The following is a 14,601-nucleotide window of genomic DNA, read 5'->3' on the forward strand; positions in this document are numbered from 1 at the left end:
GTGTTTGGGGGTTAACTTAAGGGCGGCTATTGAGCTGCCCTTTCTTCTTTTATTCAATTTTTGTTTATATTATCCGATTCTCGTTTTTGTTGATTATTTTCGCCATTGTCTAAGCTTATTATTGAGAACCTTTAATTTTGTGTCTGATGGCTGTTTCAGGGAGTGCGGAAATTGTCCTTATTTATATTGCAGGTACTTTGGGTATGGCAATTCTTGCCGGGGCCATCTTTTTCTTTTTTATAACTTACCAGAAAAGATTGTTAAAGAAAGAGTTGGAGATAAATAGAATTAAGACAGAACAACAGGAAGAAATACTTAAAAATACTGTTCTTGCCCAGGAAAAAGAAAGAAAGCGTATTGCCCGTGATTTGCATGATGAAGTAGGTGCAATGCTCTCAGTAGTCAGGTTAAATATTTCCCGCTTTGAGAAAAAATCGGAAAATGATGCATCGAAGAACCTGGCGCTGGAGACCAAAACTTTTCTTGATGATGTAATAACACAAGTAAGGAGGATTTCACGGGCTTTAATGCCGCCATCCTTGGAAAAACTGGGATTGTATTTTGCCCTTGAAGAATTGGTAAATTGGGTGAACAAGGCAGATGAATTACAAGTGGAATGTTGGAAAAACGGCGAACCTTTCCGGTTTAACCCCAAAAAGGAACTGGCAATTTTCAGGATTATACAGGAGCTTCTGAATAATGCCATTAAGCATTCAAAAGCTTCGCATATTCTTATAAAGGTTCGCTTTAGTCCTTCCGGAATAGCTGTTTCATTGTGTGACAACGGCGTGGGGTTTGAAATGGAAAAGATAACCGAAACAGGCCTGGGGCTTAAAAATCTTGAAAGTCGGACAAGAATGATGAACGCAGAGTTCAAAATGAAATCGGTACCGGGGAAAGGAACATCTGCCGTTATGTTTTTAAACGCTTTAGACTGACTTTTTATGGAAAATGGAAAAATAACCATTGTAGTTACCGATGATCATAAACTTTTCAGAAGGGGAATTCATGCTCTGCTTGAAGATTTTAGTTTTACCGGAGATATTTACGAGGCGGGAAATGGGAAAGATTTACTCGAGCTTTTGGGGCAGTTGCAGTCACCGCCAGATATTATTCTGCTTGATATTCAGATGCCGGTAATGGATGGCATGGAAGCACATAAAAAGATTCGGGCACTGTATCCGCAACAAAAGGTTATTGTCCTTACGATGGAGGACGATGAGCATTTTATGCTTCATATGATAGCTGAAGGAGTGAATGGTTATTTATTGAAAAATGCTGAGCCCGATGAGTTGGAAGCTGCCCTAAAGAAGGTGATGAAAAATGATTATTACTTTCCTTCCAATATGTCCCAACTGGTTTTGAAAAGCGCTCAAAAAAGAAGTCTTGCTTTTGAGAGATTGCCTGACTTCTCTGTCAGGGAGATAGAAGTACTTGAATTAATCTGCCAGGAATACACGGCTTCAGAGATTGCAGAAAAATTAGAACTGAGTGTACGTACTATTGAGGGATACCGGCGAAACCTTCTTGAAAAAAGCGGATCGCGAAATGTTGCCGGCCTGATTGTTTTTGCCCTGAAAAATAAACTTGTTTTTTTATAATAAAAAAAGGGGTTCTGGCCAGAACCCCTTTACGGATAATCCGTAATTTCCTTTTTTTCGGTATCATCTAAGGAATAGAGAGAACGTGTTTTTTTGGAGAGAAAAGAAATACCGAGATAAAAGGAAAACCAGTGTGTCCAAGCTTACTGGATTGAGGTGTGGGGTAATATTGTTGGTTGATTTTATCTTTTCCATTTTGTCCGTTATAATTTTACTGATGCAAACATCGCAAAATAAATAATACTGTAAAAGAGTATTTCTACGTACGAAAAATGCGTAGAAATACGGTACGATTTTGCGTATTTCTACGTATGAAAGATAGAATTTTGCATAAAAAAAGCCGCCTCGAATCGGGCGGCTTTTAGTTTATCGCTTGTTTAAAACCATCATTTACTTGATGTTAGCCTGGGCTGCGGCAACCCTGGCAATAGGTACGCGGAACGGTGAACAACTAACGTAGTCCATTCCCACTCCATCGCAGAAAATTACAGAAGAAGGTTCTCCTCCATGTTCCCCACAGATACCCACTTTGAGGTTGGGTTTTACACCGCGTCCTTTTTCAACTCCCATTTTTACAACCTGACCAACACCTTCCTGATCCAATATCTGGAACGGATCGTTTTTCAGAATACCTTTTTCAATATAAACCGGAAGGAATTTTCCGGCATCATCGCGCGAATAACCAAATGTCATTTGCGTGAGGTCGTTTGTTCCGAATGAGAAAAAGTCGGCTACTTCAGCTACCTTGTCGGCAGTTACTGCTGCACGCGGAACTTCAATCATTGTTCCCACAAGGTATTCCACTTCTGTGCCCTTTTCTTCGAACACTTTTTTAGCGGTACTGTGGATAATGTCAGCCTGTAGCTTCAGTTCTTTTACTGTACCGATAAGCGGAACCATAATTTCAGGACGTGCATCTACTCCTTTGTTTTTCAGATTTACAGCTGCTTCAATAATTGCACGGGCCTGCATTTCTGTAATTTCGGGATAGGTGTTACCCAGACGGCAACCACGATGACCGAGCATGGGGTTAAACTCATGCAAGTCGTCAACGAGCGCTTTTACTTCTTCCTGGGAGATGCCCATTTCTGCTGCCATTTCTTTCTGGTTGGCATCTTCGTGCGGCACAAATTCATGCAGTGGCGGGTCAAGCAGGCGGATTGTTACACCATAGCCTTCCATTGCTTCAAGAATTCCTTCAAAATCTTCCCTTTGGTAAGGAAGTAGTTTGTCCAGTGCCTTACGTCTTTCGGTTTCGGTCTTGGAGAGGATCATTTCGCGCATTGCTTTAATCCTGTCTCCTTCAAAGAACATGTGTTCTGTACGGCAGAGACCGATTCCTTTTGCCCCGAATTTGCGTGCAACCTGTGCATCTTTGGGTGTGTCTGCATTTGTGCGGACACTCATCCGGGTGTATTTTTCAGCCAAATCCATAATTTTAGCGAAATCGCCGCTCATTTCAGGATCTTTGGTCGTAATTTTCCCTTCGTAAACTTTACCCGTCGTACCATTGAGTGAAATCCAGTCACCTTCCTTGAACTCTTTCCCTTCAATAGTCATGATGCGGGTTTTGTAATTAATTTTCACCGCGCCTGCTCCGGAAACACAACATTTACCCATTCCACGGGCCACAACAGCAGCATGAGAAGTCATACCTCCGCGTGCGGTGAGAATTCCTTTGGCAATATGCATTCCTTCCAGGTCTTCCGGTGAGGTTTCAACCCTTACGAGTACAGAAGCAGGATATTTGTTCGCTTCGTCGGCGAAAAATACTACCTGTCCGGTAGCTGCTCCGGGAGAAGCGGGCAATCCTTTTGCCAGTTCAGTGGCCGATTTGATGGCCGAAGCATCAAAAACGGGGTGAAGTAATTCATCCAGTTTATTGGGATCAATCCGTTGCAAAACTGTCTTTTCATCAATCGAACCCTGCTCCATCATATCAACCGCAATTTTTACCATTGCGGCGCCGGTACGTTTACCATTTCGTGTTTGCAGCAACCAAAGTTTACCTTCCTGGATGGTAAATTCCAGGTCCTGCATATCTTTGTAATGATCTTCGAGTTTTTGCTGGGTTGCATCCAGTTGCTTGTAAAGCTCTGGCATGGCTTCTTCCAGGGAAGGATATTTTGATGCTCTTTCTTCTTCGCTAATTCCCTGAAGGGCTGCCCATTTTTTTGAACCGGAAAGTGTTATTTCCTGCGGCGTACGAATTCCGGCTACCACATCTTCGCCCTGGGCGTTGATCAGATATTCACCGTTAAATACGTCTTCGCCGGTTGCTGCGTCACGGGTGAAAGCTACACCTGTAGCCGAACCTTCGCCCATGTTACCAAATACCATCGCCTGAACGTTTACTGCCGTTCCCCATTCATCAGGGATTTGTTCCAAACGACGGTAAAGTATAGCCCGCGGGTTGTTCCAGCTGTTAAATACAGCGGCAACAGATCCCCAAAGTTGTTCCCATGGGTCGGTTGGAAAATCTTTTCCTGTCACCTTTTTTACAGCGGCTTTGAAGCGTTTTACCAATTCCTGTAAATCTTCGGTAGTGAATTCTGTATCAAGTTGGATACCTTTTTCCTCTTTCAGTTCGTCGATAATTTCTTCGAATGGGTCATGCTCTTCCTTGCTTGCTGGTTTCATCTCCATTACCACATCGCCATACATTTGTACGAAACGGCGGTAAGAATCCCATGCGAAGCGGGAATTGCCTGATTTTTTTGAAATCCCTTCCACGGCATCATTGTTCATCCCCAGGTTGAGTACAGTGTCCATCATTCCGGGCATGGAGGCACGGGCTCCTGAACGCACTGATAGCAAACAGGGATTGTCTTTATCACCGAATTTTGTGCCGGTCAGCTCTTCCACCAGTGTAACGGCAGCTTCTACTTCCGATTTGATCAGTTCGAATGTTTTCTCCTGACCCTGCTCGTTATACATGGTGCACACTTCGGTGGTAATTGTAAATCCCGGAGGAACGGGCACGCCAATCAAATTCATTTCAGCAAGGTTTGCACCTTTGCCACCTAAAAGGTTTTTCATGCCAGCTTTACCTTCGGCTTTACCAGCTCCAAAAGTATATACATGTTTTGCCATAAAAAGTGTTTTTTATAATTATTTAGTAAAAAGAAATCCTTAAAAATTGGCTCGCTAAAATAATGCTATTTTCTTAAACCCGAAAGCAAATGTATAAATTTAGACATAACTTCAGTGGTTTGGTGGAGTGTTTATCTTTTTGATAATGAAGAGTTAACATTCTTTAACTTTGATTGGGTATCGTTAACTGTTTTAGTTTGTACTTTTAATGCAAATTTGATTTTTTGAGTGTTTTTTCATAGATAATAGATTTGGTTAGGTTTGGTTAAAAGGCAGGGACGATGTTTTGTCCCTGCTTTTTTTATTGTTTTTATTTTGAAGTTTTCAAACTTTTGTTAAGAACGTTCATCTCAAGCGGCTTTATTTCTTCTCCCCAGTATACCGTTGTATGTGGAAATGGTATTTCAATATTCCGCTGGTCAAATGCTTTTTTCAGGCGTTTACGGTATTCCCGGCCAATATTCCATTGTTCAATGGGCCGGGTTTTAATACGTGCTTTAATTACAAGTGCGCTGTCTCCAAATTTGTCGAGTCCGAATATTTCAATAGGTTCAAGGATATTTTGCCCAAAGGTTTCGTCTTTTTGTATTTCGTCTCCCACTTCCCGCATCACTTCCATCACGGTTTCCACATCTTCTTTATAGGCCACACCAATGTCAAAAACTATGGCCGACCATTCTTTGGTCATATTCGATAGCGTATTTATTTTTCCATTTTGAAAGATGTGAACTACTCCGGAAAAGTCACGCAGGGTCATGGTGCGAAGTTCAATTTTTTCGACCAGTCCTCCGGTACCGTTAATAACAGCGACATCACCTGTGCGTACCTGATTTTCCAGTAGAATGAAAAATCCCGAAATAAAATCTCTTACCAATTCCTGAGAACCAAATCCGATAGCCACACCAATTATTCCAGCGCTGGCAAGTAAAGGAGCGATATCAACTCCAAATTTTTTGAGCACTATCATAAACAATACGCTCCAGAGTATAATTTTTATACCGCCAGAAAGGATTCCAACCAGTGTATTGATTCGCTTTTCAACCTCGCCGGCATCTCTTTTATCTGATTTTTTAGCTTTTCGAATGAGCGATTGTTTCATCCTTTTCAGCGAAAAAGCAAAAAAGCGAGAGAGTAAAAACAATACAATGATGATGATAATTAATCCGGGCAATTCGTTTATTATCCATCCCTGAAGGTCTTTTAGTAAAGTGTCCCAAAATTCGTTTGTAAACAGTTTTTCCATTGTATTTAATTTTTCAAGATTGTAAATATTATAATATTTTATTTATCGGGATTGTAAAAAATAAAACAAATCAGATAATTTCCAAACAGAAAATGAAGTATAATGGAATAATGATATTATAACAAAATAGCCTTCATTTCTTTACCGAGAAAACAGGAAACTTCAGCCATATAGAGAACTCGTCAAGGCAGTTTTTGGCTTCGTGCAGAGTATTGCATTTTTTGATGGCAAAAGCAGGTTTTTTGTTCTTACTTACCAGAAAAATACGAAAATCTGTTGTTTTATTTGAAGTTGTCCGATTCGACCAGCTTGCCATAGATTCCCATGTTGTAATGGGAATGAGTGTAACGCCAATGTAAAAATCAAGCGATTTCCATTTACCCGTTTTTACCAATCCAACCCATTTGTTGTATTGTCTGATTTGCCGCTTTTCAGTATCTATTTCAACTCCCGAAAATGTGAAAATAACCAAGGCGGATATCAATACAGTAATGACTCCCAAAATAACGAAACCTGCAATGAGTATTCCTCCTCCCGTTATAAAAAAAATAACGCCGGCAAACACAGCTGTTCTCCCAAAAGGTTTTTCGATTTTATTATCAATTTTCAATTTTTTTTTGAAGGGCACTAATTCTCCGGTATTTTCAGGTTTTTTCATGCGGATACAATATACAAAAATAGTAGCTTTTTCAGTATTCCCCGCAACATTAATGACCTGAGAATGTTTCTAATGAAGTAAACTCAATACAAAACAAAAGAACAATGACACAAATTACATTTAAAGGAAATCCAATGAGTACGGTAGGAGAACTACCCAAAGTAGGCGAAAAAGCTAAAGATTTTACATTGGTAAAAGGTGATATGTCCCGGGTAGGTTTAGCCGATTTTAAAGGTTCAAAGTTGGTTTTGAATATTTTTCTCAGTCTTGATACCAGCACTTGTGCCGCTTCAGTCCGTCAATTCAATCAAGCGGCAGCCAATCTTGAAAACACAAAGGTGCTTTGTATTTCGAAAGATCTTCCGTTTGCACAATCACGGTTTTGTGCTGCTGAGGGAATTGAAAATGTTATCACGTTATCTGACTTTGCAACGGCTGAATTTGGAAAGAATTACGGTCTTGAAATAGCCGATGGCCCGCTGCAGGGTTTGCTTTCCCGGGTAGTTATTGTTGTAGATGAAAACGGGACAATCTCTTACATTCAACGGGTTCAGGAGAATTCACATGAACCTGATTATACTGATGTACTGAAAGCTTTACAATAACATTTTGAATGAAAAGTTTTAGAAGCCGTGTCCGGAATATTTCGGGCACGGTTTTTTATGTGCTTTCCTTTCTGCTGGCATGTTGAATAAGTGCGGGACAGCTGTAATTTCAGCATCCGTTAATAATGGCAGATTTAAACAAATTACTTTCTGTCCAAAGGAAAACGGGGTTCGTAACCTGTATTCTAAATTGTTTTCAGTAAATTCGACCGGTTTCAAAAAGATGACAATGCTGACAATCAACATTCCGGTTTACAACATTGAAGTAAACGACCTGGCAAGGCAACTTCTGGAGCAGGCACAGGAACTGAAAATTGATTTTGAAATCAGAATTTACGACGACGGATCTGCCGATGCGATTAAAATAAAAAACCGTGAGTTGGCTAAAACACCCCATGTAATTTACCATGAGTTAGAGCAAAACCTTGGCCGTGCAGCTATTCGGAATAAAATGGGGTTTGATTCTTTACATAAATACCTGTTGTTTATTGATGCTGACTCGAAGGTAATTTCCGAAAGATATCTTGAAAACTACCTGAAATTTGTAACTCCGGGTTGTGTTTTGTGTGGAGGAACAGCGTATTCCCCGGAAAAACCTGCGAGACAGGAAAAGATCTTACGTTGGGTATATGGCCGGCAGCGGGAAGCCGTTCCGGCAAAAGAACGAAACGGTAAAAAAGGGTTTATCATTACCTCAAATAATTTTTTAATGGATGGGGAGGTATTTAAAAAAATCCATTTCAGGGAGGATCTGGGCCCTTACGGGCATGAAGATACCATGCTGGGATACGACCTTTTTTGTGCGGGTATAAATCCGATCCATGTTCATAATCCATTGGAACATACCGGGCTGGAAGATTCAAGTGTTTTTCTGGAAAAAACAAGAAATGCTCTGGAGAACCTCCGGTATATTTCGGAAAAGATTGTTGATAACCGATCGGTTTTTTGTCACCGCGTAAAGTTTTTGGCGGAATATAATAAAATTACTTCGGTAGTTCCCCCGTTTCTGCTGCGTTGGTTTTTCAGCCTTTTTCGGAAAGTAATGGAGAAAAACCTGACAAGTAAAAATCCAATCCTTTGTTGGTTCGACGTATATAAGCTGGGATACTTTTCAATGTTGAAAAGGAAAAAATAGGAAGGTTTCATATTTATAAGGAGATAAAAAAACCTTTATGATTTTGGCTATCATAAAGGTTTTCTTTTGATTTAAGAGGGACGGGTTGTACTAGTCCAGTTTAATTTCCCCGTAGCGACTTTCAATATAAACAGTTCCTCCGCTTCCGCTGCCCACTTTCCCTTTCACTCTGCTCACATGGTTTTCACTTGTGCGGTCGCCGGTAAAGTCGTTTTCAGGATACGAAATTCCACAGTAGTCGCAAGTGGCGTCAATCGAATAACTGGCATTGCCCAATCCCAGTACAATCTGGCCATAGCGGCTGGTAATGGAAATCGATTCAAAATTACTGTCCACCTTATTCACTTTTACTCCCCCGTAACCGGCCTCTACTTTCAGGCTTTTGGAGAGTTTGTCCATCTTAATCTTGGTGTATTTGGCAGTTGAAGAAAGAGAACCTATTTCCCCCAAATTGAATGTGTCATATTTCGATTCAGAAATGACCGATTGGGCAGCGTCAAGATTAATGACTGTATATTTTGACTCTAACTTTAAATCATTGATCTGTCCCAGGTTAATGGCCGAATATTGGACCGTTATGCTGAGATTGTTTGCCGATTCCACATCGGCTTTGCCATAGGCCAGATCCAGCTCTACCAAGCCATTCGGCGGACTATTTAATTTGTTGGCAGAAAAATTTCCATATTGAATATCGAATGTTCCGTTGGCATTTAACTCATTCACAAAGGTATTCCCATATTTGTTGATTATGTTGAGGTTCTTGTCAGTGGGAATATTTACCGTGTAGTCAATGCTGAATTTCTGGCGGCTTTTAAAATCATGATTAAGATGTGTTTCGGCAGATATGGTATTGCCGGTTTTGCCAAAACTTACATTAATTTGCTCCAGTAACTCATCTGCTTTTTTCTCGTTGGGAGCCTCTACCGTTATCAGGACATCAATGGTTACCTCGTTCCCGTTTTTGTTTATTACACTTACATCTCCAAATTTGTTTTTTATTTCAAGTGTTTGCACACTGCTTGCAGTCCATGATTCATGGTATTCTTTTGTTTTTTCTTCGGCCACTGCTTTTGTTCCGGCAGCCAGACCAACAAGCAAGAATAACACTGCAATAAAATTACATTTCACTTTCATAATTTGTATCGGTTTTTTGTTTTACTTCCTTTAATTTTTCCACAATCATATTTATTAAACTAAGCTTGGTTTGGTAGTACTCAATCATGGCATTAATTACACGTTCATCATTAGGGTTGGCTGAAAGATCGCGCTGGAGTTTCTCAAAAACCACTTCAAATTCATGGAGTTCGCCATCCATCATTTGTTGTTCTGTCTCCGAAATGAGTCCTTCGGCAACCAGTTTCTCCCATTGGTTTAAACCCACACTAATTGCATTGGTATAAAAAAACTCCACTTCCCCGTATTCGGGAGATACCGAAGCGAGAGACATTTCGCCGGTTTCACCTTGAGTTGTTATCGTATTTTTTTCTTCCGATGAAAACCAGATAATCGCTTGGTTTACTATCAGAAAAGCAAATACGGCCGCAGCGGCAGCTTTCCAAACAACTTGAAGTGTAATCCTTTTTTTCTTTTTATTTGATTTCTCCAGTTTTGCTTCAAACCGCTCAAAATGTCCTTCTAAGGGTTCGTTGTCGTTCAACCCTTCCCGGTTATTTTTAATCAGCTCTTCTATGTAATCCTTTTCTTTCATGTTTAATTGAATGAAAATATCTCCTTCCCTTTTAGCAGTTCACGTAATTTACTTTTCGCCCTTGACAGCTGGGTGCGCGATGCAGAGTTGCTAATACCCAGTATCTGACCTATTTCTTCGTGGTCGTATCCTTCGATGAGGAAGAGGCTTAATACTGTGCGGTATCCGTCAGGTAAACTTCGAATCGCCTTTTTTATGGACTCTACATTAACTTCTCCTACGTTTTCATTATCGTCGGACAGTTTCAAGGTGCGCTCGCTCACTTCCTCAAACCTCACACGTTTTTTTTTCAAATGATCCAAAGAACGGTTTATCACAATTTTTTTCAGCCACGCGCCGAAGCTTACTTCCCCTTTGTAGGTGTCTATTTTTCTGAACGCTTTCAGAAATGCTTCCTGCATAATGTCTTCGGCCTCTGCTTCTTCGTTCACAATCCTCAGGCTCACACTGTACATTGGTTTATAATATAACTTGTACAACTGGAATTGTGCTTCCCGGTTTCCCTTCCGACACAAATCGATGAGCTCCTGATGAATATTTTTGTACTGCGTTTCCAATTTGTTTTAGTTCCGGTTCAATGACGATGGTATTTTACGATTGTTGCATTATAAGTGATTATTTTTTTATACGACTATTTATTCCCAAAAGAGAGAAGCAGATGAATGTCTTCTTGTTGGGGGAGTTGATTCATTAAAATGGTGTGTGAACCATCCGGTTCGGCTGTTGAGATAACCAATGGATTAGCATGCGAAAGATTTTTGTATGCTATGGTTTTGATGGCACAGGCAGGGGAGCCTGTATTTTCAGGAATGGCGGGTTTGATCAAAACGAAAGATATTTTCATAAGTTTTTTAGAAAACAGGTTCCAAAAAATGCAACAATTTCCCGGCTCAGCTACTTTAGCGAGTTGTAGTACTGAACCAGTTCTTTCAGTGTCTCAGGTTTATTGGGTCTCACTTTATTATTTTTGATAAAGGAGGCCACGTCTTTTTTGTGATCGGAGAGAGCAATTTCCAAATCTTTCTTACCAGCCACCAGCAAAGCAGGCTTTTTCCCTATTCTGATATAATACTCGTCTGCTCTTCTGGAGAATTTTGGCGGTTGGGCATCCTGGTAGCCACCCGGTTTCTTCGCTTCTTCAAACTCTACGGAAAGACGGGAATACAAGGTTGCATAGCCCTTCTCTAATACCACAAAAAAACCGTACTTCATTTTTTTTACATGCAGATAGGGGATATACTCAAATTGGTATTCTCCAAATTCTATTTTTTCTACGATTTCAGGAGTGGCCATTGCTTGTACCGGGCCGTCTCCTGAACGAAATTCTATCTGGTCGTTAAAAATATTGTAACGAAGCAGAATCCCGACAAACTGGGTTTGGGAGGTGGTAAATACCGAACCTTCAATAAAATCATCATTCAGATAAGGCGACCCATCGATATTCTTTTCAGTAAGAGTTGATCTCCAATTGCCTTTTTTTAAGTTGTACGAGTTATAAAATTCACTGGCTGTTCTTACTTCCCAATTTAACTGAGCAAAAGAGTAAGCCGAAACCCAAAGAAGAAAGACCGAAATGAACCATAGTCGTTTCATTTTTTGCTGTTTTGAATTGTAAGGCTAAAAGTGGCAATAATTTATGAATTTCAGAAAAAGTTATAAACGAATATCAAAACAGAAATATTACCGACTCATCCGTTGGCATGAAAAACGGAGGTTCCAGGAGAAACTGATTTTGAAATTTGGAACGGCCACCGGGTTGTCCCACGGGGGCCAAGTATTATATTTATACCAGTCCGGAGAATCCCATAAATGCCATGGCCAGAATACCGGCTGCAATTAATGCAATTGGCGTTCCTTTAAGTCCTTTGGGGACATTCTGTAGTTCGAGGTGTTCCCGGATTCCTGCGAAAATAATAAGCGCCAGTCCAAATCCTACGGCATTGGATACGGCAAAAACCACGCCCTCCAACAGGTTAAACTCTTTTTGTATGGTAAGAATGGCCACACCCAAAATCGCACAGTTGGTTGTGATGAGCGGAAGAAAAATTCCAAGCGCCTGATAAAGGGCCGGACTCACTTTTTTCAGGATAATTTCTACTAGTTGGACCAACGACGCAATGACCAGAATAAAAGCAATGGTTTGCAGGTAGGCCAATCCAAAAGGATTGAGAATAGCCGTTTGAATGAGGTAGGTAACAATGGTAGCCAGAACCATTACGAATGCCACAGCACCTGTCATCCCAATAGCAGTGGAGAGCCGCTTGGAAACCCCCAAAAACGGGCAGATCCCAAGAAACTGCATTAAAACAATATTGTTAACGAGTATGGCTGCAATAACTATTACGAGGTAGTTCATGATGTATTTCTCCTAATCTTTTTTAATCTGGTTAATAAGGGCAATCAGGTAGCCTAAAACGATAAATGCGCCAGGCGCTAAAACAAAAAGCAGGGTGACATAATTTTCGGAATAAATGGTAATGTTGAAAAGTTTGCCACTTCCCAGCAACTCCCTGATTCCACCCAGCAGAACAAGTGCGAAACTAAATCCCAGACCAATTCCAAGGCCGTCGACCGCAGCAGTAAGCAGGTTGTTTTTCGAAGCAAAAGCTTCAGCGCGGCCCAGTACAATACAGTTTACCACAATAAGTGGAATAAACAATCCCAGGCTTTTGTACAGTGCCGGCAGGTAGGCCTGCATTACCAATTGAACCACTGTAACAAATGCGGCAATGATTACGATAAAACTGGGGATACGCACTTTATCGGGAATCAGGCTTTTAATTAATGACACTACAATGTTTGACATGAGTAGTACAAAAGTGGTAGCCAAACCCATTCCCAATCCGTTAATGGCGGATGACGTCACACCCAGGGTAGGGCACATTCCCAGCAACAACACAAAAACCGGGTTTTCTTTTATAAATCCTTTTGAAAAATTTTTCCACTGATTCATAAGCTTACTTTTTAATTTTTCCTCGATTCAGAGGGTAGTTCCACTTTTTGATATGCTTCAAACGCCCGCACCAATGCATCAAGAAAAGCACGGGAGGTAATGGTAGATGCCGTTATCGCATCAATGTCCCCGCCATCTTTAGAAACTTCAAATTTATACGACTGCGGATTTTTTCCAACCACATTCTGGTTGGGTTTATCCACGTTGCGGAACCATACATCCATTTTTGAACCCAGACCGGGTGTCTCCGCATGTTCCAGTACTTCATATCCCGATATATTTCCTGCATTGTCTATTCCCGTCATAATGGAGATAAAACCGCTAAAACCTTTGTTGGTAAAAGTTTTTACGGCAACTCCCACTAATTCTCCATTTTTGTATGCAGGGAAAAATTCAATGCTATCCCCGGATGATTCGGCTGCAACTTTATAGGAATCACCCAGTTCTCCAAACTCAGGCAATACCTTTTCAATGGCTTCACTTTGCGCTTTCAGTTTAGAGAGTTCAATGGCTTCTTTTGTCAAGTTGTAAACAAAACCAAGCGCAGTGGCTGCAATAAATGTCACTGCAAAAAGCGTTACAACCATGTTAATAAATGTCGATTCACGTTTTGCCATAACTAATTTCCTCCAAAGCGTTTTGGTTTTATATAAGTATTTATGAGCGGTGTAAACGCGTTCATAATCAGGATGGCAAATGAAATACCTTCCGGATACGCCCCAAAGAGGCGAATGCTGATGGTAATAACTCCAATTCCGACCCCGTAAATAATCTGTCCTTTCGGAGTCATGGGGGAAGTGACCATGTCGGTTGCCATAAAAATGGCTCCCAGCATTAACCCTCCGGACAGAATATGGTACAATGGATTAATATAGTTCTGCGGATCGACCAGCCAGAAAATTGCTGCAATAGCAGCCACCGAAACTATCACTGAGACTGGAATATGCCAGGTTATAACTTTTCGAATCAACATATACAAACCACCCACAATAAGAAAGAGCGCTGAAATTTCTCCCAGTGACCCGCCGATGTTTCCGAGCAACATGTCGGTTGCTGAAGGCAAGTCCTTTGAAATTTGTGCAATCGGCGTCCCGTTTACCAATCCTTCTTTTATAATACCCAGAGGAGTCGCGGTAGTCAGTGCATCTGTAGCGCTTTGCCTTGTCGCAGGCCAGGAGGTCATTTGTACGGGGAAGGAAATCAGCAGAAAGACCCTGCCCACCAGCGCAGGATTAAAAATATTGCCTCCAAGGCCACCAAAAGACAGTTTCCCAATACCAATGGCCGCAAGCGCCCCGATAACTATTATCCACCAGGGAATACCGGATGGAACGTTAAATGCCAGAAGAATACCTGTGATCAGTGCCGAACCGTCAGTAATGGAAGGTTTCACTTTCATCAGGTACTTTTGAATTATATACTCGAATGCAAGGCAAGCGACAATTGCAATAAGCGTAACACGCAGGGCATCGACCCCCAAAACAAATACCGACCATAAAAGCGCCGGAATCATGGCATAAACCACGCGATACATAATTTTCCGGGTGGTATCGTCGGAATAAATATGTGGAGATGGTGAAACCGTATATAAGTTACTCATTATCA

16 protein-coding genes are annotated in these 14,601 nt (G+C 41.0%); 4 read left to right on the forward strand and 12 right to left on the reverse strand.

Translation table 11 applies throughout. From position 1 onward, the window contains the following. Nucleotides 1-146: 146 nt before the first annotated feature. The gene (locus D1164_RS19150) at nucleotides 147-938 is read left to right on the forward strand and encodes a sensor histidine kinase (RefSeq protein WP_119351519.1); all 792 of its coding nucleotides are present in this window, start codon (nucleotides 147-149) and stop codon (nucleotides 936-938) included. Between the two features lie 6 nt (nucleotides 939-944). Continuing rightward, on the forward strand, nucleotides 945-1,601 hold the full coding sequence (locus D1164_RS19155; RefSeq protein WP_119351520.1) for a response regulator transcription factor: 657 nt from the start codon (nucleotides 945-947) through the stop codon (nucleotides 1,599-1,601). Between the two features lie 390 nt (nucleotides 1,602-1,991). Here the strand turns inward: D1164_RS19155 and ppdK are convergent, their stop codons facing one another. The 3 genes from ppdK to D1164_RS19170 all read right to left on the reverse strand — a co-directional run bounded on the left by ppdK (nucleotide 1,992) and on the right by D1164_RS19170 (nucleotide 6,595). After that, nucleotides 1,992-4,694, reverse strand: coding sequence for a pyruvate, phosphate dikinase (ppdK, locus tag D1164_RS19160; RefSeq protein ID WP_119351521.1), 2,703 nt, complete (start codon nucleotides 4,692-4,694; stop codon nucleotides 1,992-1,994). Between the two features lie 310 nt (nucleotides 4,695-5,004). Then, entirely contained in the window at nucleotides 5,005-5,937 is a 933-nt protein-coding gene (locus D1164_RS19165) for a mechanosensitive ion channel family protein (protein WP_119351522.1), read from the reverse strand. A gap of 133 nt (nucleotides 5,938-6,070) precedes the next feature. Beyond that, a complete protein-coding gene (locus tag D1164_RS19170; RefSeq protein WP_119351523.1) occupies nucleotides 6,071-6,595 on the reverse strand; it encodes a hypothetical protein in 525 nt (174 codons plus the stop codon). 104 nt (nucleotides 6,596-6,699) lie between these two features. On the opposite strand from D1164_RS19170, the gene tpx reads away from it, so the two are divergent. After that, nucleotides 6,700-7,200 carry a thiol peroxidase gene (gene tpx / locus D1164_RS19175; RefSeq protein ID WP_119351524.1) on the forward strand — a complete coding sequence of 167 codons (501 nt, stop codon included), beginning with the start codon at nucleotides 6,700-6,702 and terminating at the stop codon, nucleotides 7,198-7,200. Between the two features lie 229 nt (nucleotides 7,201-7,429). Further along, nucleotides 7,430-8,335: a glycosyltransferase family 2 protein gene (locus D1164_RS19180; protein WP_172594535.1), complete on the forward strand. Its 906-nt coding sequence runs from the start codon at nucleotides 7,430-7,432 to the stop codon at nucleotides 8,333-8,335. 90 nt (nucleotides 8,336-8,425) lie between these two features. Here the strand turns inward: D1164_RS19180 and D1164_RS19185 are convergent, their stop codons facing one another. The 9 genes from D1164_RS19185 to D1164_RS19225 all read right to left on the reverse strand — a co-directional run bounded on the left by D1164_RS19185 (nucleotide 8,426) and on the right by D1164_RS19225 (nucleotide 14,596). Next, on the reverse strand, nucleotides 8,426-9,469 hold the full coding sequence (locus D1164_RS19185) for a hypothetical protein (RefSeq protein ID WP_119351526.1): 1,044 nt from the start codon (nucleotides 9,467-9,469) through the stop codon (nucleotides 8,426-8,428). Next, nucleotides 9,453-10,043, reverse strand: a complete 591-nt coding sequence (locus tag D1164_RS19190) for a hypothetical protein (RefSeq protein ID WP_119351527.1) — start codon at nucleotides 10,041-10,043, stop codon at nucleotides 9,453-9,455. Before D1164_RS19190 ends, D1164_RS19185 begins: the two co-directional genes overlap by 17 nt. Nucleotides 10,044-10,045: 2 nt before the next feature. Continuing rightward, nucleotides 10,046-10,600 (reverse strand): RNA polymerase sigma factor, encoded by a 555-nt coding sequence (locus D1164_RS19195; RefSeq protein WP_119351528.1) that lies wholly within the window; start codon nucleotides 10,598-10,600, stop codon nucleotides 10,046-10,048. A 74-nt stretch (nucleotides 10,601-10,674) separates the two neighbouring features. Beyond that, the gene (locus D1164_RS19200; RefSeq protein WP_119351529.1) at nucleotides 10,675-10,887 is read right to left on the reverse strand and encodes an RNA methyltransferase; all 213 of its coding nucleotides are present in this window, start codon (nucleotides 10,885-10,887) and stop codon (nucleotides 10,675-10,677) included. A gap of 50 nt (nucleotides 10,888-10,937) precedes the next feature. Next, complete coding sequence (locus tag D1164_RS19205) at nucleotides 10,938-11,636, reverse strand: hypothetical protein (protein WP_119351530.1); 699 nt, start codon at nucleotides 11,634-11,636, stop codon at nucleotides 10,938-10,940. 190 nt (nucleotides 11,637-11,826) lie between these two features. Beyond that, nucleotides 11,827-12,399: an electron transport complex subunit RsxA gene (gene rsxA, locus D1164_RS19210; protein ID WP_119351531.1), complete on the reverse strand. Its 573-nt coding sequence runs from the start codon at nucleotides 12,397-12,399 to the stop codon at nucleotides 11,827-11,829. A 12-nt stretch (nucleotides 12,400-12,411) separates the two neighbouring features. Next, on the reverse strand, nucleotides 12,412-12,996 hold the full coding sequence (gene rsxE / locus D1164_RS19215; protein ID WP_119351532.1) for an electron transport complex subunit RsxE: 585 nt from the start codon (nucleotides 12,994-12,996) through the stop codon (nucleotides 12,412-12,414). Nucleotides 12,997-13,007: 11 nt separating this feature from the next. Next, the gene (locus tag D1164_RS19220; protein ID WP_119351533.1) at nucleotides 13,008-13,613 is read right to left on the reverse strand and encodes an RnfABCDGE type electron transport complex subunit G; all 606 of its coding nucleotides are present in this window, start codon (nucleotides 13,611-13,613) and stop codon (nucleotides 13,008-13,010) included. Nucleotides 13,614-13,615: 2 nt separating this feature from the next. Further along, nucleotides 13,616-14,596 carry an RnfABCDGE type electron transport complex subunit D gene (locus D1164_RS19225; protein ID WP_119351534.1) on the reverse strand — a complete coding sequence of 327 codons (981 nt, stop codon included), beginning with the start codon at nucleotides 14,594-14,596 and terminating at the stop codon, nucleotides 13,616-13,618. Nucleotides 14,597-14,601 lie beyond the last annotated feature (5 nt).

It is taken from the genome of Mariniphaga sediminis (assembly GCF_003573545.1).
GTDB lineage: Bacteria > Bacteroidota > Bacteroidia > Bacteroidales > Prolixibacteraceae > Mariniphaga > Mariniphaga sediminis.

What these genes read in the sequence shown, in the direction of transcription:
- D1164_RS19150 (WP_119351519.1), top strand. Translation starts at nt 147, where the DNA reads ATGGCTGTTTCAGGGAGTGCGGAAATTGTCCTTATTTATATTGCAGGT.
- D1164_RS19155 (WP_119351520.1), top strand. Translation starts at nt 945, where the DNA reads ATGGAAAATGGAAAAATAACCATTGTAGTTACCGATGATCATAAACTT.
- ppdK (WP_119351521.1), bottom strand. Translation starts at nt 4,694, where the DNA reads ATGGCAAAACATGTATATACTTTTGGAGCTGGTAAAGCCGAAGGTAAA.
- D1164_RS19165 (WP_119351522.1), bottom strand. Translation starts at nt 5,937, where the DNA reads ATGGAAAAACTGTTTACAAACGAATTTTGGGACACTTTACTAAAAGAC.
- D1164_RS19170 (WP_119351523.1), bottom strand. Translation starts at nt 6,595, where the DNA reads ATGAAAAAACCTGAAAATACCGGAGAATTAGTGCCCTTCAAAAAAAAA.
- tpx (WP_119351524.1), top strand. Translation starts at nt 6,700, where the DNA reads ATGACACAAATTACATTTAAAGGAAATCCAATGAGTACGGTAGGAGAA.
- D1164_RS19180 (WP_172594535.1), top strand. Translation starts at nt 7,430, where the DNA reads ATGCTGACAATCAACATTCCGGTTTACAACATTGAAGTAAACGACCTG.
- D1164_RS19185 (WP_119351526.1), bottom strand. Translation starts at nt 9,469, where the DNA reads ATGAAAGTGAAATGTAATTTTATTGCAGTGTTATTCTTGCTTGTTGGT.
- D1164_RS19190 (WP_119351527.1), bottom strand. Translation starts at nt 10,043, where the DNA reads ATGAAAGAAAAGGATTACATAGAAGAGCTGATTAAAAATAACCGGGAA.
- D1164_RS19200 (WP_119351529.1), bottom strand. Translation starts at nt 10,887, where the DNA reads ATGAAAATATCTTTCGTTTTGATCAAACCCGCCATTCCTGAAAATACA.
- D1164_RS19205 (WP_119351530.1), bottom strand. Translation starts at nt 11,636, where the DNA reads ATGAAACGACTATGGTTCATTTCGGTCTTTCTTCTTTGGGTTTCGGCT.
- rsxA (WP_119351531.1), bottom strand. Translation starts at nt 12,399, where the DNA reads ATGAACTACCTCGTAATAGTTATTGCAGCCATACTCGTTAACAATATT.
- rsxE (WP_119351532.1), bottom strand. Translation starts at nt 12,996, where the DNA reads ATGAATCAGTGGAAAAATTTTTCAAAAGGATTTATAAAAGAAAACCCG.
- D1164_RS19220 (WP_119351533.1), bottom strand. Translation starts at nt 13,613, where the DNA reads ATGGCAAAACGTGAATCGACATTTATTAACATGGTTGTAACGCTTTTT.
- D1164_RS19225 (WP_119351534.1), bottom strand. Translation starts at nt 14,596, where the DNA reads ATGAGTAACTTATATACGGTTTCACCATCTCCACATATTTATTCCGAC.